Source organism: Caballeronia sp. LZ043 (assembly GCF_031451075.1).
Lineage (GTDB): Bacteria > Pseudomonadota > Gammaproteobacteria > Burkholderiales > Burkholderiaceae > Caballeronia.
The window spans coordinates 188,394-206,324 of record NZ_JARUXT010000004.1 but is presented as its reverse complement, the minus strand read 5'-3'; the positions used below and the strand labels follow the sequence as shown (position 1 = coordinate 206,324).

The window sequence follows — 17,931 nt, the reverse complement described above, 5'->3', positions numbered from 1 at the left end:
CGGGAAGGATTCGGCCGTCGCATGCTACTCGTTGTCTGATCTAGTCGTCTAGACGTTTGGTCGTGTGGAGGGGGTTTCACATTTCCATCACGAGTTGCGCACTACAATCCAGAGAACGATATTCAAACGTACCGGAATGACAGCGACATGACATCGAACGCAATCCACGACAGCAACGCTCCCGGGCACGCGGTCGAACGCGGCGCGGGGGTCTCGGTGTGGCGGCAGATCGAGCAGATCCTCGCCGCGGAGATCGCGGCCAAGAGCTTCGGCGAGGAAGGCCGCCTGCCGAGCGAGGCCGAACTCGCGCGGCGTTTCGACGTGAATCGTCATACCGTGCGCCGCGCCATGCTCAGGCTGGCGGCCACTGGCCTCGTCAGCGTCGAACAGGGGCGCGGCACCTTCGTGCAGCCGGGCGCCATCGACTACCAGATTGGCCGGCGCACGCGCTTCACCGAAAACCTGCGCAGCCAGAAGCACACCTCCGCCGGCGTCGTGCTGACTTCGGACCGCGTGAAGGCGGATCCGACCGTGGCCAAGGCGCTCTGCGTGCGCGCCGGCACGCTGGTCTATCAGATCGAAACGCGCCACGATTCCGATGGCATCCCGATGACCTACGCGCGCAACTGGTATCCGGCGGCGCGCTTCAACGGCTTGCCGGACGCCATCGATGCCGCGGGCGGCGTGAGCGCCGCGCTCGAACAGTTTGGCGTGAAGGATTACATGCGCAAGTGGAGCCGTATCGGCAGCGTGCTGCCTTCGTCGGAAGTAGCGCGGCGTTTGCAGATCAACCGCCAGCAGCCGGTGCTGTGGGTCGAGAACGTCGATGTCGACGAGGGAGGCGTGCCGATCAAGTACGGCTTCACGCACTTCGCGGCAGACCGCGTGCAACTGATGGTCGAGCACGGCTCATGATCGTCGCGCAGGTGCATGCCCGCCACCCCCGCGTGGCGCTGTATTACGCGCCGCCTGCATCGTCCGCATGGTGGCGCGAAGGTTGCGAATGGCTCGGGCGCGATCCCGAAAGCGGCCGCGAGAGCGCGACTCCCGCGCACGACGTCACGCACGCGCCGCGCCGCTACGGCTGGCACGCCACGCTCGTCGCGCCCTTTCACATGGCGCCCGGTGTCGAACTCGCGGATGTGCTTGCCTCGGCGCGGGCCTGGGCCGGCACGGTGCCGCGCTTCGAGATGGCGGTGCGCGCCGAAGCGCTCGGCCGCTTCGCCGCGCTGCGTCCCGCCACCCCGCACGACGACGCCACGCTGCGCGCACTCGCCGGCGACGCGCTCATCGCGCTGGCGCCGCTGCGCAAGCGGCCTTCGCACGAGAACATCGAGCGGCGCATCACGGAAGGCATGAGCGCCCGGCAGATCGAACTGCTGCGTGAATGGGGCTACCCGTACGTGTTCGACGAATATCGCTTTCACATGACGCTCTCCGATTCGCTCGATGATGCCGGCCGGCGTGACGCGGTCGTGTCGGACTGGACGCGGCGCATCGATACGCTGGGCGCACTGCCGGTCCATGGCGCGGCGCTCTTCGTCGAACCGGAGCCGGGCGCGCCGTTCATGCTGTGGCAGCGCCTGCCGTTCAACAACGTACAGGATGGAGCATGAGCGGAGTGGACAGCACGAAACTGATCTACGTGATGGGACCGTCGGGCGCGGGCAAGGACTCGCTGCTCGGCTTTGCGCGCGAACGCGTCGGGACGCGGGTGATGTTCGCGCATCGCTATATCACGCGCGCCGTCGCGGACGGCGAGAATCACATCGCGCTCACGCATGACGAATTCGCCTCGCGGCTTTCGTATGGCTTGTTCGCGATGCATTGGGAGAGCCTCGGGCTGCGCTACGGCATCGGCATCGAACTCGATGCGTGGCTCGCGCGCGGCATGCCGGTGGTGGTGAACGGCTCGCGCCAGCACGCGGGGCTTGCTCTCGAACGCTATCCGCACGCGCAGTTCGTGCATATCGATGCCACGCCCGCCGTGCTGGCCGCCCGCCTCGCACGGCGCGGCCGTGAAGACGCACGGCAGATCGAGGCGCGTCTTGCGCGGCGTCCTGCGTTCGCCCTTCCCCCGCAGGCGAACCTCGTCACGATCGACAACTCGGGCATGCTCGCGGATGCCGGCGCGCAGTTTCTCGACGTGCTCACGCTTGGCAGTCACGTTTGAACCATCGGGCGGCCAAGGGTGAGAGGGCGTCTATGCGAGGGCCGTGTCTTCCGGGCCCCACCCTGGAATGTTCAGGTAGTAGCGCGTCGAACGACCTGCGCCGACCTTTCGCAGTAGCGCCATCTCCTCGAGTTCGATGAGTTCACGCGAGGCCGTGGCCCGCGAGGTGCCGCCGATGCTCTCGTACTTCCTGGTGCTCATGCCTCCCTCGAAACCCTCAGGACCGGCATCGAACAACAGGTTGACGACTGTGCGCTGCCGGGTCGTGAGTACCTTGTCCTGATGATTCATCCAGAAAATGGCTTTCTGAAGCGCGGCATCCACGGCAGTCGACGCTTCGTCGCAGACACCCGCACTTGTTCCACGAACCACAGGACCCATTCGGTGACGTCGAGAGCGCCGTGCTGCGCGCGTTCGAGTTGCTCGTAGTAGTCGCGTCGCTTGTCGAGCAAGCGCTGTGAGGTCCGGATCAGGCGGCTGACCTCGCCGCTGTCCCGCGCCAGTACAAGGTCGATGAGTACGCGGCCAATGCGGCCATTCCCGTCCTCAAAGGGATGAATCGTTTCGAACCACAGGTGAGCGAGCGCAGCCTTGACCAGCGTGTCGTGCTCGGTCTTTGCGTTGAACCACTCCAGGAACGTTTGCATTTCCGCTGGAACGCGGGCCGATGAAGGTGCTTCATAGTGGACCCGTTCGCGTCCGACTTGCCCGCTGACGATCTGCATCGGCTCGGCATGTTCGCGGTATGCCCCGACCCGAAACTTGACCATGCCCGAGTAACCGGTCGGAAAAAGCGCCGCCTGCCACGCACATAAACGATCATGCGTAAGCGGAGCGTTTCTTTTCAGCACGGCATCATCCATGATGTCGAGCAGGCCTTCGACGTTTCGAGGCGCGTTGGGGCCATCCTGCTTCCCGACGCCCAGGCGCCGTGCCACGGACGAGCGCACGGCGGCGAGATCGATGCGCTCGCCCTCGATGGCGGCCGTCGCGACAGCATCCTGGCTCCAGGCTTCGGCGGTGAGTTCGAGGCGCTGGTCGAAGCGCAGACCCGCCAGCTTGCCTTCAACGATGCCTTGAATCCGGTGCGCGCGGGCCAGCTCGCCGCCTGTGCGAACGGCGTCGTAATGCATGCCGGGCCACGTGGGGGCTTGCCAGATGAGCGATGAAGGCGATGACATGGCGCTGGATGGGCTTTGAGGCGATTAGCCTCACTATTCGACTCGAATCTTGAGTCGAATCAGTAAGGCTCATGAAGCGATTGGACGCGTAATTGACTCACATCATGAGTCGATTGCGCGTTCAGCAAAAGCGCCTCAGATCACCCGCTCCCGCACCCAGCCCGACACGAGATCGATCAGCGACACGATGACGATCACGATCAGCATCACCGCCGCCGTCTGCGCATAATTGAACGAGCGAATCGCCTCGTACAGCACGACGCCGATCCCGCCCGCGCCGACCATGCCGACGACCATCGCCGAGCGCACGTTCGACTCGAAGCGATACAGCGCAAACGAGATCCACAACGGCAAGACCTGCGGCAGCACGCCGTAGATGATTTCATCGAGACTGCTCGCACCGGTGGCGCGCACGCCTTCGGCGGGGCGTGCATCGACAGCTTCGACCGCTTCCGCGAACAGCTTGGCGAGCACACCCGTCGTGTGCACCCACAGCGCGAGCACGCCCGCGAACGGCCCGAGCCCCACCGCGACGATGAACAGCATCGCGAAAACCATCTCGTTGATCGCGCGGCACGCGTCCATCAGGCGGCGCACGGGTTGTGAGATCCAGACGGGCGCGATGTTTTGCGCCGACAGCAGCCCGCACGGCACGGCGCAGACCAGCGCGAGCGCCGTGCCCCACACCGCAACCGCGAGCGTCACGATCATCTCCTGCACATACGTGCGCCATTCGGTGAAGTCGGGCGGGAAGAAGTCGCGCGCGAACTGGCTCATGTTGCCCGATGCGCCGAGCAGATCCAGCGGACGCATGTCAGCGCTGTGCCAGGACAGGCCGAGCACGGCCACGACGGCGATCCAGCCGAACATCGACATCCAGCTGCGCTTTCCCGCCGCCGTATGCGCGGGACGCGCGATGCCGGCCTCGAACGTGGTGACGTCGAGCGGCTTCATTTACTTGGCCGCCGGGTTGTCGAGCGCGGCGATCTTCTGGTCGAGCGCGGCAACCTGGGCCTTCTTGTCGGCGTCGTCGAGATTGGCGTTGTTCTGGATCTGCTGCTTCTTCTGGAACAGCGCCATCTGGCGGATCGGCACGAGCTGCGCGTCCGAAGAATCGGCGAAGCCCGCATAGCCTGAGATTGCGTTGATGACCTGCTGCTCGTGCGGATCCTTCTGCGCGTAGTGATCGAAGAAGGTACGCAGCTTGTCCTTCGTGGCCTGCGGCAGATCACGGCGCCACACCAGCGGATCCGACGGAATCAGCGGCGACTTCCACAGCACCCGCACCTTCGGATACAGCTCGGGATGCTGGGTCTTGATGGTATCGAGCATGTCGGTGTTGTTGGTGGCGACGTCCACCTTGTCGTTGACCACCGCAAGCATGTTTGCCTCGTGGCTCGACGGCAGCACACTCTTGAAGGCCGTCTTCGCGTTGATGCCGTTCTTCGCGAACAGATAGTACGACGGCACCAGCGTGCCCGACGTCGAGTTGGGATCGCCGAAACCGAGGTTGATGTCCTTCGTGTTCTTCAGCACCTGGTCGAGCGACTTCCACTTGCTGTTGGCGTTCGTGATGAGCAGCGAGTAGTAGCCCGCCTCGCCGTTCTTGTACTTCACCTTCGCGAAGACTTCGCCGTTCGACCGATCCACGGCTTCGATCGCCGAAGCATTGCCGAAAAAGCCGATCTGCACCTTGTTGAAACGCATGGCTTCGATGATGCCGGCGTAGTCGGTCGCGAAGTAGGCCTTCACGTCGAGGCCGGTCTGCTTGTTGAGATCGTCGATGAGCGGCTGCCAGCGTTGCTTGAGCGCGGCGGACGAGTCTGTCGAGATGATGCCGAAGTTGATCGTATCGGCCATCACGGGCTGCGTCAGGAGACAGGCAAGCGCGGCGCCAGCCAGGATGAAACGGGCTGCTTTCATGGTGCGATCCAGAGAAGAGGTTAGTTCGAACTTCAGGAGCCGGCCGCCGATGCGAACACCGGCGAGGCATGTGCGCGTTGATCGGTCGCTTCAGACGGCTGTGCCTCTGTGCGTTCCTGTGAGGCGCGCTGCGTCGTCAGCAGTTCATCCGCCGACGCGCCGTACAGCTCGCGCAGCACCGGCGGCGTCAGGCGCTCGGAGGCGCCGTCAAACACCACGCGGCCGTCGCGCAGCGCGATGGTGCGCGGGCAGTACTTCATGGCGACATCGATCTGATGCAGCGACACCACGACCGTCAGGCCATGCTCGCGATTGAGCGACTGCATCAGGTCCATCACGCGGCGCGCCGATTCGGGATCGAGCGACGCGATCGGCTCGTCCGCGAGCACGATGCGCGCACGCTGCACCAGCGCGCGGGCCAGCGCGGCACGCTGCTGCTGACCGCCGGAAAGATTGCTGGCGCGTTCCAGCGCATGCTCGCCGATGCCCATCGCGGTCAGGGATTCCAGTGCGAAGCTGCGCTCGCCGCGCGGAAAGCGGCCCGTAAGACGGCGCCACAACGACACGCGGGACAGCGCGCCGATCAGCACGTTGGTCAGCACCGTGAGGCGTCCGACCAGATTGAACTGCTGGAATACGAAAGCGACGTCGCGGCGAATCGAACGCACTTCGCGCACGATCTTGCCGTTCTGCTGGATCGGCCGGCCGAGCAAGGTGACGTGCGACGGCGCGGGGTCGGATGCCGTAAAACCGGCGATATGCCGCAGCAGCGTGGATTTTCCCGATCCCGACGCGCCGATCAGCGCGACCATCTCGCCCTCCTGCACGCGCAGATCCACGGAATCCAGCGCCTTGCGGCCACTCCTGAACGTCTTGGTGAGACGCTCGATGCGAATTGCGTCCATAGCTTCCCTCGATGGCGCGCGCCGGACGGGCACGCTGAAACGTTCGGGAGATTCTAGGAAGCCGATGTGACGTCCCGGTGACGCGCATGAGACGTCTAGATGAATACATGACTTGGGCGGACATCGTGTTGAGACGATCGAGTCGCTATGCGATCCGAACGAGCATTCACCTTTCAACGCGTGCGCGCCATGATGGTACCCATGGAAGCAGGACACATTACTCGGGACACCATCATGAACACGATCCATACGGATGTCGCCATCATCGGCGCGGGCAGCGCGGGACTTTCCGCGTACCGCGCGGCGAAGGCAGCGGGTGCAACGGCGCTTCTCATCGAAGGCGGCGCGCATGGGACGACCTGTGCGCGCGTCGGCTGTATGCCGTCGAAGCTGCTGATCGCAGCCGCCGATGCCGCGCATCATGCGCGTCACGGCGACGCGTTCGGCGTGCATGTGGACGGCGCGGTGCGCATCGACGGCCATGCGGTGATGGCGCGCGTGAAGCGTGAACGGGATCGCTTCGTCGGCTTCGTGGTCGAGGGCGTCGATGCCCTCCCCGCCGAAGACAAGCTGACCGGTTATGCGCGCTTCATCGACGATCGCTGGCTGATGGTCGGCGAGCATACGAAGGTTCACGCGAAGGCCGTCGTCATCGCGACCGGATCGAGCCCAGTCATGCCCGCGACGTATCGCGCGCTCGGCGACCGCGCCGTCATCAACGACGACGTGTTCTCCTGGGATGACCTGCCGAAGCGCGTTGCCGTGGTCGGCGCGGGCGTCATCGGGCTGGAACTCGGGCAGGCGCTGGCACGGCTCGGCGTGCGGGTGACGGTGCTCGGCGCGCGCGGACGTGTGGGTCCGCTGACCGATCCCGCGATCCGCGCCTATGCGGAACGGACTTTCAGCGAGGCCTTCCGCTTCGAGCCGCGCGCGAACGTGCAGGCGGCGGTGCGCGAAGGCGATGAAGTTCGGCTGCGTTATGTATCGGACACGGGCGAAGTGCTGGAAGACACGTTCGATTACGTGCTGGTCGCGGCCGGCCGCAAGCCGAACATCGGCGGACTCGGGCTTCGCGATACATCGCTGGAACTCGATGCCGACGGCATGCCCGTCTACGATGCACAGACCTTGCAGGCAGGTACGCATCCGGTGTTCGTCGCCGGCGATGCCAACGGCGTGCTGCCCTTGCTGCACGAAGCCGCCGACGAAGGCCGCGCGGCGGGTGCCAATGCCGCGCGTGTTGCACGGGACGAGCAGGCCGAGCCCCTCGAACGGCGCGCGCCGCTGGCGATCGCCTTCACCGATCCCGGCATCGCGATGGTCGGCGCACGTCATGCCGACCTTGCGCCCGGATCGTTCGTCACCGGCGAAGTGAGCTTCGAGGATCAGGGACGCAGCCGCGTCATGCTGAGAAATCGCGGGCTCATGCATGTCTATGCCGAGCGTGCGACCGGCCGATTCATCGGCGCCGAATGGATCGGGCCGGATGCGGAGCATATCGCGCATCTGCTGGCGTGGGCGCTGCAAATGAAGCTCACCGTCGCCGACATGTTGCGCATGCCGTTCTACCATCCGGTGGTCGAGGAAGGTCTGCGCACCGCGCTGCGCGACGCCGCGCTCGAGCTGGCGTAAGGGTCGCGGCTGCGAGGGCATCGGCGCGCACGTAGAATGACTTCATGCCGATGCCCCCCGACACCCCTCAGTCCCGCCAGCCCGATCTGCCGCTCAACACGCCCAGCACGGCATCGCTTGCGGTGGCCGCGACCATCGCGATGATCGCGTGGCTCGCCTTCGCGGCACAGACGGACATCACCATCGCGCGGTTCGCCGGGCGCGGCTTCTCCGTCCTGGATGGCGTCGCGCGCATGAGCAGCTACCTGACGAACCTGACCGTGCTGCTGACGGCGTTCTGCTTCACCTGCGTCGCCACGCGAGCGCGTTTTCCGGTCGCGCGTTTCTTCAGACGGCCGACTGTCGTGACGGCGGTCGTCGTGTATATCGTCTTCGTGGGGATCGCGTATAACGCGCTGCTGCGCTATCTGTGGACACCGTCGGGTTATCGCGCGCTCGTCAACGAATCGCTGCACACCGTGGTGCCGGCGCTCGCCGCGTTGTACTGGTTCCTGTTCGTGCCGCGCTTTCACCTGTCGCTCAGGCGTTGTGCGCTGTGGCTCGTCTATCCGCTCAGCTATCTCGTCATTACGCTATGGCGCGGCAGTCTCTCAGACTTCTATCCGTACCCGTTCATCAACGTCTCGGAACTGGGCTACGAACGCGTGCTCGTCAACGCCACGATGCTGGTCGCTGCCTTTCTCGTTCTCATGGGCGTGTTCCTGGCGATCAATCATCGCCGCGAAGATCTGACCCTTGCAGACCCGGAGGCCGAATCGGGCGATTCGTCCTCCGGCCGCATCGATTAGCTTCGACGGGCTCAGGCGGGCTTCGTGTCGAACATCAGCAGATCGACGCCCGCCTGCGCGAAGTTGGCGAGATCGCCGGCCGTCTTCTGCCCTTGCTCCGAACCCAGCGCACCTTGAATCGCTTCGAGCGAATCAAATTCCAGCAGCGCCACGAGATGATAAGGCGATTCCCCCGACGCCACCGCCACCGGCCCCGTGCTCACCTCATACTTGCGCAGGCCCGGTAGCGTCTTCGCGAGCGGCGCGTGGGTCGAAACATAGTAATCATCGAATGCCTTCGTGTCGGACGGTTTCTTGTAAAGCGCTACGAGCTGGGCCATCGTCATGTCTCCTGTGGTTGGTACGGCCGGGAAAGCAGGCGGAAGGTGCTACTGCTTTTCGAGTTGCAGATAGATGCGCTGCACGTTCTGCGGCTGTGCGATCGCGTAAAGCTTGCAGGTGCGGAACGCCGGGACCTGCACGGTATGCATCGCCTCCGTCAGGCCGACGCCGTTCTTGTAGGCCTGCCTCACCGCCGCATCGAGTTCGCGCAGATAGACGCCGGTTTGCAGGATGTCGTCGTCGGGCATGGGCGGCCCGAAGCCGGGAACCACGGTATGCAGATCGAGCGCATGGAGGTTTTCGAGCGCCGCGAGCCAGCCGGGAATCTGCTCGTTGCGCAGTTCGGGAATGCGTCCGTTCGACACGAGTCCGCCCGCGAAGAGCACGCCGGTCTCGGTATCGAGTACAGCGAGGTCGCCGGGCGTGCTGGCCGGCCCGAAATGCAGCAGTTGCAGCTTGCGCCCGCCGCTTTCGAGCTCCGTGGTGCCGTTGACGGTTTCATCGGGCACGGTCACGCGCGAACCGGCCATCTCGTCTTCGCCGAGTGTCTTGCGCAGGTTCGCCAGACAGATCGAACAGCGCTCGCGAATCAGCTGCGCCGCGCGGGTATGCGCGAGAATCGGCACGCCCTGGTCGCGAAACGCTGCCGCGCCGAACACGAACTCCGGCGCCTGGTGCGTGATGATGACGCGCCTGACCGGCAGCGGCGTGACCTTGCGGATCGCCTCGAGCATCGCGCGGCCATAGCGGTAGGACGGTCCGGTGTCGATCACCGTCACGCCATCCGTCCCGACAATGAACCCATTGTTCGCGACAATGCCGTGATTCGCGGGCGCCACGGCGCCGTTGTCGCCGATGAATGCATACACGCCCGGCGCAATGGCAACCGGCGCGGGCATGCCGCTCAGCGCCGCCTGCGCGAGCGCGCTCGCCGCGAGCAGCCAGTACCCGACGAACCACGCACGAAGACGCGCATGCCAGCCGCGCCGCGTCATTTCATCGCCGAGGTCTGTGTGCTGCCGGGCTGGGCATTGACCGCCATGGCGCCATCCCATGACTTGCTCTTCGTGTCTTCGATATGCGCCTGCAACTCGCCCGTGCCGCTCGGCACGAAGTAGAAGCGGAAGTTGGGGTTCTCGCTGATCGAGAAGTTGACGTTGGCGGTCATCACGGGCTTGCCGGCATACGTGACGGCCACCTTGCGGACGAAGTACGCCGACGCGTAGTTGCGCGTGATCTGGTTCATCGCCATGCCGGTGCGGTTCGGATGACGCACCATCACCTGCGCGAGTTCGGGCTTGCCGCTCACCGGCGCACCTTCGGTACGCAGCCTGACGTCGCCGGCGGCGCGCTCGGCGGCGTCGTCGTCCTTGTCGGCGGGCGCGGAACAGCCGCCCGATGCCTTCACGAAACGCACCGCGCTGTAGAGCTTGCCGTCGTTGGTCTCGGCGACGACGCGCATGAACGTATAGTCCTCGACCCGCACGCGCGTCTCGATGGTCGCGATGCCCGATTCGGGCGTGAACTCGAACGAACCCGCATACGGCTCCGGATTTTCGTCGATGAAGAGATACACCGCCTTGATGTAATGCGTCGGCGTCTGCGGAAACTGCGCGTTGATCGCGATGGGCACGACGGAAGCGTCGGCGGCGCGTGCGGGTGCATCGAGCTTGATGACCGCGTCGCCGTGAGGGTCGATCGTCCGGTCCTTGAAGGTGCCTTGCCTGAAGTCCTGCCAGCGCGCGTTCTTGTCGGGGTTGTCGTCGGGCTGCGCAGCCTGTGTCGATATTGAAACAAGCATTGGAACAAGCACGGCGGAAGCGAAGCTCGCTGCCGAAACGAAGCGAGCGCCAAACCCTGCGGTCTTCATGATGTCCCTCCAGTGCGCCGCAGCGCTACTGTTCCCACTCCAGTTCCGCATAAGCGGCTGTCACATTGCGGCGATGGTATTCGTCGTACAGGAGCCACTTGCCGCGTTCGTCCACACCGACACTGTCCACCGCCTGCTGCAACGTCTCGCCTTGCTTGATGGCTGCACGCACATCGCGCGCCAGGCTGGCGAGATAGTCCGCTTCGGCATCCAGCGCCTGCGGCCAGGGTGGGTCCAGCGGACCGTGACCCGGCACGACATGACGCGGTTTCATCTGCCGAATGCGCGAGATGTCGTCCAGCCAGCCCATCACGCTGCCGTCCACCACCGGAATGCATCCGGCGAACAGCAGGTCGCCGGTCCACAGCGTGCCGCTCTTCTCATCGTATACCGTCAAGTCGTTGTTGGTATGCGCGGTTTTCCAGGTACGCAAGGTCAACGTGCGGCCGCCCAGATCGAGCGTCCCTTCGCCGTGGATGCTCTGCGTCGGCGGGACGATCTCGCTGCCCTCCGCCGCCGCGCCGAGCTCGCGATGCAGCGCGCGCAGATAGTTGTCGGCGCGTGCGGCTTCGGCCTGCGCCAGCCTCGCGTTGCCGACGAACTGCGGATGATCGTCCTTGAACGCCGCATTGCCGAAGATGTGATCCGGATGCATGTGCGTGTTGATCACATAGCAGACCGGCAGCGGCGTGACCCGGCGGATGGCGGCGCGCAACGCGCGGCCTTCCGCGAGCGTGCCGCCGGTGTCGATCACGGCCACACAACGCGTCCCGACGACAAAGCCCACGTTCGCGATGTCGCCTCCGTTCGCGGGCGTCGCGAGCGCATCATGGCCGCGGTGCGCGTAATTGCCCGGTGCAATCTGCGTGACCGGCAAGGCCGTCTGTGCACGCGCGATGGTTACGCATGCAAGCAACATGAACAACGCACCGCGCGATGCCGTCCCCATCACGCGCCGCCCGCTTGCGCGAGGCGCTTCGGGCGGCGCACGCCGAACGGCGCATATTCCTGTTCGAGGAACGGCTCGGCGTGTTCGAGCAGGAAGCGGCGAAACGCGAGACAGGTCGGCGAAAGCTGCTTGGACCGCGAATGCACGAGTTGCCAGGTGCGCTCGACCGGCGTGCCGTTCACGTCGAGGATGCAGATTTCGCCGGTGCGCAGTTCGAGCGACAGCGTGTGCAAGGAAATGAGGCTCACGCCCATGCCGGCCATCACGGCCTGCTTGATGGTTTCGTTGCTGCCCAGCGTGACGCTGCGCGCGGGCACGAAGAGATTTTGGCGAAACACGTGTTCCGCGACCGCGCGCGTGCCCGAGCCGGGCTCGCGCAGCAGGAAGGTGTCGTGCGCGAGTTCCTGCAGGTCGAAGCCGCGTGCGTGCCGCAACGGATGCGACAGCGGCGCGACGATCACATGCGGATGATAGGCGAGCGGTTCGGCGGTGGTGCCGAGTTCGGGCGGCGGACGGCCCATGATGGCGAGATCGGTGGCGTTGTCCTGCAGCAGACGCAGCAGCGTTTCACGATTGCCGACCGAGAAGTGCACATCGACCTTCGGATACTGCTGCGAATACAGCGCCAGCAGCTTGGGCGCGAAGTAGGTGGCGGAACTGACGATGCTCACCGCAATCGAGCCGCTGTCCGCCTGCGTGAGCGACATCATCGCGTCTTCGGCGTCCTTTATTTCACCGAGGATGCGGCTCGCATGATGCGACAGGCGCTCGCCGGCTTCGGTCAGTGCGAGGCGCCGCGCCACGCGTTCAAAAAGCGGCAGGCCAATGGCGTCTTCGAGCTGGCGAATCTGCATGGATACGGCGGGCTGCGTCAGGTGCAGTTCCTCGGCCGCGCGTGCGAAGCTGGGGCAACGCGCCGCGATGACGAAGATCTGCAACTGCCGGAGGGTGAGGGAGCGGATGAAGTTCACGAACGCGCGCCCTCTGGCCGGAGCGCCAGTGGCGTCGTGATCGGAGAAGCCTTGCGCATGGTGATCGACTTCGCCATCGTGCTTCTCCGTGCCGAGGTCCGTTGCTTGAGGTCGGTTCCTGCCGGGCCGATTCTACTCCAGCGAATCGGCCCGAAAAACCCGGTACAAGCACGGTCCTGCTCCTACCCGCGCACGGCGAACCTCAGAACTCGCTTCCCCCCGGTGAAGGCGGCTGCGGCGTCGCGGACGAATACGCGCCCCAGGCCGGCGACGGCGCGCTCGGTCTTCAGCATGGCGAGCGGCTGCCACGTCATGTATTCCTCGGCGGTGCCTTCCACGGGGTCGGTGGTCGTGTAAGCCGGCCACGTGCCTTTCTGGTTGCGTGGCTGCGTGACCGACACGCCGTTCAGCTCGGTCGCGTTGGACTTCATTACGTTGGCCCAGTTGTGCGAGCGCGCGAGCAGCTTCGTGGCGTTCGTCGAATCGCCCATGGCCTGCGCGAACTGCGAGACGGCGAAATCGTTGCTCGCATATTCCAGGGTCGTCGAAGACGTGCCGTTGCTATGGCTGGAATCAATGACGATGCCCGCATCGTCCGGCAGATAGCCAAGCGCAATGTACTTGCTCAGGCCCGGCAGCACCGTTTGACCTTGCCGCCATCGTGCGCGATGGGCGTTCGTTCGAAAGTCGGGAACACGAACGTCCACGGGACCGAACGTTGATCGTCCGATCACCCCGCTTCACGCGTTTGTTCAGCTATACGAATGGGCGTCCAGATGACCTTGTGCAGCCGGGCGCCCGGCAGGTCATCGACGAATTCCACGGGATGAAGGTAACGCGGGCGCCGTGGTAACCGGCTTATTGCCGTTGCTTAGCGCGCGCGTGGTTTGCTGCGGGGAATCGGCATATGGCACGCCGATGACAACCGGTTCGTCCCGCAGTTCGGGATCCGCTCGGGCCAGGGATGGCGCAGGAAGGTCGGAAGAGAAGCGCGAGACATCCCGCTCAACCGTTCAACTCAATTGCTGGCGCGAGGCGCGTTGGACGGCTTGACCGGTCCTCCGCCCGGCGTGCTCATGTTCTTGAGCGAGCCTTGATACGCAAGCGTTTCCTTCGCGAGCGGATGCGCGAAGTCGCCGCCGTCGCCGGGGATTTCCGTGCGGATCATCAGCAGGTGTCCGGGCACGTCATCGGCCATCACGAAGGTGTAGCGCTTGGCGAGGTACTTCTTGAAGCGGTCCGCGTTGGGATCGTTCAGGTAAGGCTGGATGACGATCTGCTGTGCCTTCGCATGCTTGCCGAGCCCGAGCGACTCGCTCGACACCGGCGTGATGGCCGGACCCGCCGCCAGCGCCATCCGCACGCGCTGCTGGAAGTAACGCCGCTGTCCGCCCGTCAGCTGCTCCATCTCGGCGATGTCATGTTCGAGAAAGTAGATGATCATCGGATTGCAAGGCAGCCCGCCCGGCACGTTGACGTTGCCCGTGCGGTCGGTCACGCGCGCGTCGTTGTGGCTGTTGCCGGGACTCATGACGAGCACGCGCACCGTGTCGTTCACCTTCGCGGGCGGCCCGGAGTAATCCACCGCGTAATCCAGTTCCGTCTGCGGCTCGACGCCGCTCAGATGCGGCTGCATGAAGAGCAAGCGCTCCGCCGGCGCAATCTGCACGGCCGGCGCGGACGCGGCGGGCGCATCCGCCGCCCTCGCCGTGGTCAGCATCTGCGCGGCGCACGCGAGAACACAAACGCCCAGTGCCCGCTTCATTGCGCGGAGGCCGGTTGCAACGGCAGCAAGGGCACCTGATAGCTGGTCAGGATCTCGTCGATCTTCGGCTGATTCGATGCGATCCAGTTGTCCACCTTGTCGCGCCACGCCTTTTCGCCATAGCGCACGCCCATCGAGATCTCGTAGTCGAAACGGATCGGCTGGCCGGCGGGGAACGCCACCAGCCGCACCTTGTTGTCCGAGCGGTTGACGAAGTAACCCGCGATCGGCCCCCAGACGAACGCCGCATCGACGTCGCCCTTGGCCAGGTCGCGCTCGATCATCTCGCCCGGAAAGGCTTCCGGATCGCCGCTCTGCCCCTGATACGACACCGCCTGATTGAGCAGGTTGTGGGTCAGGAGCCAGTCGGTCGCGGGGCTCTTCACGAAGATGCCGAGCTTCATCTTCTTCAACTGGTCCGGCGGCAGGTTCATGAGATCCGTCGGCGACTTGATGCTCGCGTATTCAGGCTTGTTCGGAAACACCATCGCATAGGTGGAATGCAGCCAGGGCCGCGTGGTTGCCGTGAGTTCATAGCCCTTCGGCACGCCGATGATCAGGTCGCACTTGAAGCGCTCGCTCTGCGGCACCTTCTCGCGCAGCGTATTGCGCACGAAGCCCATGCGCTGCGGCCAATAGGTGTATTCGAGCTTGTAGCCGAAGTCGCTCGCCATCTGGCTCGCGATCTTGTTCTCATAGCCCTCGCCCTTCTTGTTCGAGAGCGGCATGTTGTTGGGATCGGCGCACACGCGCAGCACGCCGTCCGCGCCGTCGTTGTCCGGCAGATTGGGCGGCGGCCCGCCCGCGCCCTGCGCAAAAGCGGATTGCGCCGGGAACGTCGCGCACGCCGCGCAGAGCACGGCGAGGAATCGAAACGAAGCGGCGCGGCTTGCATGACGACTGGACATCGAAGCACCTCCGGGTTGAAAGCAATCATCGGATGTCGGCCGCATTCGCGTGCGGCGCGCGTCCTTATTTTGCATCGATCGCCTGCAAGTCGCCCGGATTGATCTTGCCGTCGGAGCGTCCCTTCAGATACGCGTACAGGTTTTCCCAGTTCTTCTGCATCATCTGGCTGGTGCTGAAGTCCGGCATGCCCTTGTCCACGCGTCCGCCGAACACGGTGCGGTGGAATTCGGTCTTGTCCAGCGTCTTGAAAGCGTCGATCAACGAAGGGCCGACCATGCCTTCCTGCTTCGCCCCGTGACAGCGTTCGCATGCGAGTGCACGCCAGGTCTTCCAGCCCTGCAGCGTGTCGCTGTCGACCTTGTTGCCCTCGACGACCTTGTACGCGACCGGCTTCACTTGCGCAGGCATCGGAGGAGGCGTTTGCGCGAACGAAGCGGAAGACGCAGCGAGCGTCATCGCCAGCATCAAGAGTGATCGGCCTTTCATACGTCTGACTCCTTGAACATGTCTTTGTAATGGGGGGAAGCGCGGCGCGGCGGCCCTTGCAGCCGCCGTGCCCTTCACTCAGGTCAGAGAACGCGCATCAGCTCGGGATGGCGAAGATGAACAGCGTGCCGCCGAGGGCCGTGTACTTCGCGAGGTCCTTGTAGCCACCGACCGCGCCCAGGCCTTCCGTCGACTTCTCGAGACCCGCCGCCATGCCGATGCCGGCCCAGCCGCCGATGCCCGAATACACGCCGATGAACTGCTTGCCCTGGTACTGATACGTGAAGACGTTGCCGATGATCCCGGACGGCGTCTTGAACTTCCACAGCTCCTTGCCGTCCTTGATGCGCACCGCCTTGATGTAGCCTTCGAGCGTGCCGTAGAACACGACGCCGCCGGCCGTGGCGAGCGCGCCCGACCACACCGAGAACTTCTCCGGCTTCGACCACACGATCTTGCCCTTGGCCGCGTCCCACGCGATGAAGTTGCCCATCGCGCCCTTCTCGTTCGGGCCCGGGAACATCGACAAGGTGGCGCCGACGAACGGCTGACCCGACACGTAGTCGACCTGGAACGGCTCGTAGTCCATGCAGACGTGATTCGTCGGCACGAGGAACAGGCTCGAACCCGGATCGAAGGCGGCCGGCTGCTGGTCCTTCGAGCCGAGCGCCGCGGGGCAGATGTTCTTCACGTTGTGATCGGGACCGGCCTTCTGCGTCGAGTAGCTTGCGTTGCGGATCGGCAGGCCGCTCTTCAGGTCAACGCTGTCGGCCCAGTTGACCGCCGGGTCGTACTTCTGCGCGACCAGCAGTTCGCCCGTTTGACGATTCAGCGTATAGCCGAAGCCGTTGCGGTCGAAGTGAACGATGGCCGGCACCTTCTTGCCGCCCATGTTCAGGTCGGAGAGGATCATCTCGTTGACGCCGTCGTAGTCCCATTCGTCATGCGGCGTCATCTGGTAGACCCACTTGGCCTGTCCCGTGTTCAGATCGCGGGCGAAGATGGTCATCGACCACTTGTTGTCGCCGGGACGCTGCGTCGGGTTCCATGTGCCCGGATTGCCCGAGCCATAGTAGACAAGATTCAGCTTCGGATCCCATGCGTACCAGCCCCACGTGGTGCCGCCGCCGTACTTCCACTGGTCGCCCTGCCAGCTCTTCAGCGACGAGTCCGCGCCCACCGGCACCATCTTGCCGTCGGTCCACGTCATGGTGGTCTGCGGGTCCATCAGCATTTCGTTGTCGGGGCCGACGCTGTAGGCCTTCCACGCTTCCTTGCCGTCCTTGATGTTGTACGCGACGAGCCGTCCGCGCACGCCGAATTCGCCGCCGGAGATGCCGGTCAGCACCTTGTCGCCGAAGACGTGCGGCGCATTGGTATTGGTCTCGCCCTTCTTCGGATCGCCGTTCTGCGCGGTCCAGACGACGTCGCCGGTCTTGGCGTCGAGCGCGACGAGCTTGGTATCGGCTTGCTGGAGGAAGATCTTGCCGTCGCCATAAGCCAGGCCACGGTTGACCGTATCGCAGCACATCACCGAAATGACCTGATTGTCCTGCTTGGGCTGGTATTGCCAGATGAAGGTCTGGTCCTTCAGGTTGATGGCAATGACCTTGTTGGGGAACGGCGAGTGGATGTACATCGTATCGCCGATGACGAGCGGCGATCCTTCGTGGCCGCGCAGCACACCGGTCGACATGGTCCAGGCCACCTGTAGCTTGCCGACGTTGTTTTCGTTGATCTGCTTGAGCGTGCTATAGCGGTGATTCGAATAATCGCCCGCCTGCGCCGCCCAGTTCGAGGGATTCTTGATCAGGCTGTCCAGTTGCGAGTCGGCCTGAGCGACATAGGAATTCAGGCCTGCCGTCGCGACCACCGCCAGTCCAAGAACCAGGGTGCGTAAGTTCATGTCTCCTCCAGAATGGTGATGCTTCCGACCCAGGATGAACACGCTACCGGGTTGCATCGTGCGCGCCTTCAAATGCAGGTAACGGGTTGCGCGTCGTCCGGTTCATTGCCGGGCGTTTGCGTAGAGAGGCGAATTGCATATTCCATGCCGGT

20 protein-coding genes are annotated in these 17,931 nt (G+C 64.5%); 5 read left to right on the top strand and 15 right to left on the bottom strand.

What is annotated here, in order from left to right; genetic code table 11:
* The first annotated feature begins 147 nt into the window (after positions 1-147).
* The 3 genes from phnF to phnN are packed head-to-tail and all read left to right on the top strand — an operon-like array spanning position 148 to position 2,173.
* Positions 148-915 carry a phosphonate metabolism transcriptional regulator PhnF gene (gene phnF / locus QCE64_RS28655; protein ID WP_309925640.1) on the top strand — a complete coding sequence of 256 codons (768 nt, stop codon included), beginning with the start codon at positions 148-150 and terminating at the stop codon, positions 913-915.
* Positions 912-1,616, top strand: a complete 705-nt coding sequence (locus tag QCE64_RS28650) for a DUF1045 domain-containing protein (protein ID WP_309934394.1) — start codon at positions 912-914, stop codon at positions 1,614-1,616. Before phnF ends, QCE64_RS28650 begins: the two co-directional genes overlap by 4 nt.
* Entirely contained in the window at positions 1,613-2,173 is a 561-nt protein-coding gene (gene phnN / locus QCE64_RS28645; protein ID WP_310007581.1) for a phosphonate metabolism protein/1,5-bisphosphokinase (PRPP-forming) PhnN, read from the top strand. Before QCE64_RS28650 ends, phnN begins: the two co-directional genes overlap by 4 nt.
* Before the next feature lie 30 nt (positions 2,174-2,203).
* Here phnN and QCE64_RS28640 read toward each other — a convergent pair whose 3' ends face one another.
* From QCE64_RS28640 to phnC, 5 genes are all read right to left on the bottom strand, one after another.
* Complete coding sequence (locus tag QCE64_RS28640) at positions 2,204-2,374, bottom strand: hypothetical protein (RefSeq protein ID WP_310007571.1); 171 nt, start codon at positions 2,372-2,374, stop codon at positions 2,204-2,206.
* 86 nt (positions 2,375-2,460) lie between these two features.
* On the bottom strand, positions 2,461-3,306 hold the full coding sequence (locus QCE64_RS28635; RefSeq protein ID WP_310007569.1) for a DUF4172 domain-containing protein: 846 nt from the start codon (positions 3,304-3,306) through the stop codon (positions 2,461-2,463).
* A gap of 183 nt (positions 3,307-3,489) precedes the next feature.
* Positions 3,490-4,230, bottom strand: a complete 741-nt coding sequence (gene phnE / locus QCE64_RS28630) for a phosphonate ABC transporter, permease protein PhnE (RefSeq protein WP_309821162.1) — start codon at positions 4,228-4,230, stop codon at positions 3,490-3,492.
* Positions 4,231-4,308: 78 nt separating this feature from the next.
* Entirely contained in the window at positions 4,309-5,277 is a 969-nt protein-coding gene (gene phnD, locus QCE64_RS28625; RefSeq protein WP_309925632.1) for a phosphonate ABC transporter substrate-binding protein, read from the bottom strand.
* 32 nt (positions 5,278-5,309) lie between these two features.
* Positions 5,310-6,182 carry a phosphonate ABC transporter ATP-binding protein gene (gene phnC, locus QCE64_RS28620; RefSeq protein WP_309934387.1) on the bottom strand — a complete coding sequence of 291 codons (873 nt, stop codon included), beginning with the start codon at positions 6,180-6,182 and terminating at the stop codon, positions 5,310-5,312.
* Positions 6,183-6,416: 234 nt separating this feature from the next.
* Here phnC and QCE64_RS28615 point away from each other — a divergent pair, with 234 nt between their 5' ends.
* A complete protein-coding gene (locus QCE64_RS28615; RefSeq protein ID WP_310007567.1) occupies positions 6,417-7,814 on the top strand; it encodes a dihydrolipoyl dehydrogenase in 1,398 nt (465 codons plus the stop codon).
* Between the two features lie 50 nt (positions 7,815-7,864).
* The gene (locus QCE64_RS28610) at positions 7,865-8,602 is read left to right on the top strand and encodes a Pr6Pr family membrane protein (protein WP_404987782.1); all 738 of its coding nucleotides are present in this window, start codon (positions 7,865-7,867) and stop codon (positions 8,600-8,602) included.
* Between the two features lie 11 nt (positions 8,603-8,613).
* Here QCE64_RS28610 and QCE64_RS28605 read toward each other — a convergent pair whose 3' ends face one another.
* The 10 genes from QCE64_RS28605 to QCE64_RS28560 all read right to left on the bottom strand — a co-directional run bounded on the left by QCE64_RS28605 (position 8,614) and on the right by QCE64_RS28560 (position 17,779).
* On the bottom strand, positions 8,614-8,922 hold the full coding sequence (locus QCE64_RS28605) for an EthD family reductase (RefSeq protein WP_309925625.1): 309 nt from the start codon (positions 8,920-8,922) through the stop codon (positions 8,614-8,616).
* Positions 8,923-8,970: 48 nt separating this feature from the next.
* Positions 8,971-9,918, bottom strand: coding sequence for an MBL fold metallo-hydrolase (locus tag QCE64_RS28600; protein WP_310007565.1), 948 nt, complete (start codon positions 9,916-9,918; stop codon positions 8,971-8,973).
* Positions 9,915-10,793, bottom strand: coding sequence for a quinoprotein dehydrogenase-associated SoxYZ-like carrier (locus QCE64_RS28595; protein ID WP_310007563.1), 879 nt, complete (start codon positions 10,791-10,793; stop codon positions 9,915-9,917). Before QCE64_RS28595 ends, QCE64_RS28600 begins: the two co-directional genes overlap by 4 nt.
* Before the next feature lie 25 nt (positions 10,794-10,818).
* Complete coding sequence (locus QCE64_RS28590; RefSeq protein ID WP_310007561.1) at positions 10,819-11,712, bottom strand: quinoprotein relay system zinc metallohydrolase 2; 894 nt, start codon at positions 11,710-11,712, stop codon at positions 10,819-10,821.
* Between the two features lie 29 nt (positions 11,713-11,741).
* Positions 11,742-12,713, bottom strand: coding sequence for a LysR substrate-binding domain-containing protein (locus tag QCE64_RS28585; protein WP_309819274.1), 972 nt, complete (start codon positions 12,711-12,713; stop codon positions 11,742-11,744).
* A 182-nt stretch (positions 12,714-12,895) separates the two neighbouring features.
* Positions 12,896-13,354 (bottom strand): glycoside hydrolase domain-containing protein, encoded by a 459-nt coding sequence (locus QCE64_RS28580; RefSeq protein ID WP_404987511.1) that lies wholly within the window; start codon positions 13,352-13,354, stop codon positions 12,896-12,898.
* Positions 13,355-13,731: 377 nt separating this feature from the next.
* Positions 13,732-14,478, bottom strand: coding sequence for a hypothetical protein (locus QCE64_RS28575; RefSeq protein ID WP_309925615.1), 747 nt, complete (start codon positions 14,476-14,478; stop codon positions 13,732-13,734).
* Positions 14,475-15,386, bottom strand: coding sequence for a substrate-binding domain-containing protein (locus QCE64_RS28570; RefSeq protein WP_309934378.1), 912 nt, complete (start codon positions 15,384-15,386; stop codon positions 14,475-14,477). The genes QCE64_RS28575 and QCE64_RS28570 overlap by 4 nt, the downstream gene beginning before the upstream one ends.
* Positions 15,387-15,450: 64 nt before the next feature.
* Positions 15,451-15,873 (bottom strand): c-type cytochrome, encoded by a 423-nt coding sequence (locus QCE64_RS28565; protein ID WP_309819264.1) that lies wholly within the window; start codon positions 15,871-15,873, stop codon positions 15,451-15,453.
* A 97-nt stretch (positions 15,874-15,970) separates the two neighbouring features.
* Complete coding sequence (locus QCE64_RS28560; protein WP_309925611.1) at positions 15,971-17,779, bottom strand: methanol/ethanol family PQQ-dependent dehydrogenase; 1,809 nt, start codon at positions 17,777-17,779, stop codon at positions 15,971-15,973.
* Between the last annotated feature and the right edge of the window lie 152 nt (positions 17,780-17,931).

Bases quoted from the DNA above. Each gene is read 5' to 3' on its own strand.
- phnF (WP_309925640.1), top strand. From the start codon at position 148: ATGACATCGAACGCAATCCACGACAGCAACGCTCCCGGGCACGCGGTC.
- QCE64_RS28650 (WP_309934394.1), top strand. From the start codon at position 912: ATGATCGTCGCGCAGGTGCATGCCCGCCACCCCCGCGTGGCGCTGTAT.
- phnN (WP_310007581.1), top strand. From the start codon at position 1,613: ATGAGCGGAGTGGACAGCACGAAACTGATCTACGTGATGGGACCGTCG.
- QCE64_RS28640 (WP_310007571.1), bottom strand. From the start codon at position 2,374: ATGAGCACCAGGAAGTACGAGAGCATCGGCGGCACCTCGCGGGCCACG.
- QCE64_RS28635 (WP_310007569.1), bottom strand. From the start codon at position 3,306: ATGCATTACGACGCCGTTCGCACAGGCGGCGAGCTGGCCCGCGCGCAC.
- phnE (WP_309821162.1), bottom strand. From the start codon at position 4,230: ATGTCGATGTTCGGCTGGATCGCCGTCGTGGCCGTGCTCGGCCTGTCC.
- phnD (WP_309925632.1), bottom strand. From the start codon at position 5,277: ATGAAAGCAGCCCGTTTCATCCTGGCTGGCGCCGCGCTTGCCTGTCTC.
- phnC (WP_309934387.1), bottom strand. From the start codon at position 6,182: ATGGACGCAATTCGCATCGAGCGTCTCACCAAGACGTTCAGGAGTGGC.
- QCE64_RS28615 (WP_310007567.1), top strand. From the start codon at position 6,417: ATGAACACGATCCATACGGATGTCGCCATCATCGGCGCGGGCAGCGCG.
- QCE64_RS28610 (WP_404987782.1), top strand. From the start codon at position 7,865: ATGCCCCCCGACACCCCTCAGTCCCGCCAGCCCGATCTGCCGCTCAAC.
- QCE64_RS28605 (WP_309925625.1), bottom strand. From the start codon at position 8,922: ATGGCCCAGCTCGTAGCGCTTTACAAGAAACCGTCCGACACGAAGGCA.
- QCE64_RS28600 (WP_310007565.1), bottom strand. From the start codon at position 9,918: ATGACGCGGCGCGGCTGGCATGCGCGTCTTCGTGCGTGGTTCGTCGGG.
- QCE64_RS28595 (WP_310007563.1), bottom strand. From the start codon at position 10,793: ATGAAGACCGCAGGGTTTGGCGCTCGCTTCGTTTCGGCAGCGAGCTTC.
- QCE64_RS28590 (WP_310007561.1), bottom strand. From the start codon at position 11,712: ATGTTGCTTGCATGCGTAACCATCGCGCGTGCACAGACGGCCTTGCCG.
- QCE64_RS28575 (WP_309925615.1), bottom strand. From the start codon at position 14,478: ATGAAGCGGGCACTGGGCGTTTGTGTTCTCGCGTGCGCCGCGCAGATG.
- QCE64_RS28570 (WP_309934378.1), bottom strand. From the start codon at position 15,386: ATGTCCAGTCGTCATGCAAGCCGCGCCGCTTCGTTTCGATTCCTCGCC.
- QCE64_RS28565 (WP_309819264.1), bottom strand. From the start codon at position 15,873: ATGAAAGGCCGATCACTCTTGATGCTGGCGATGACGCTCGCTGCGTCT.
- QCE64_RS28560 (WP_309925611.1), bottom strand. From the start codon at position 17,779: ATGAACTTACGCACCCTGGTTCTTGGACTGGCGGTGGTCGCGACGGCA.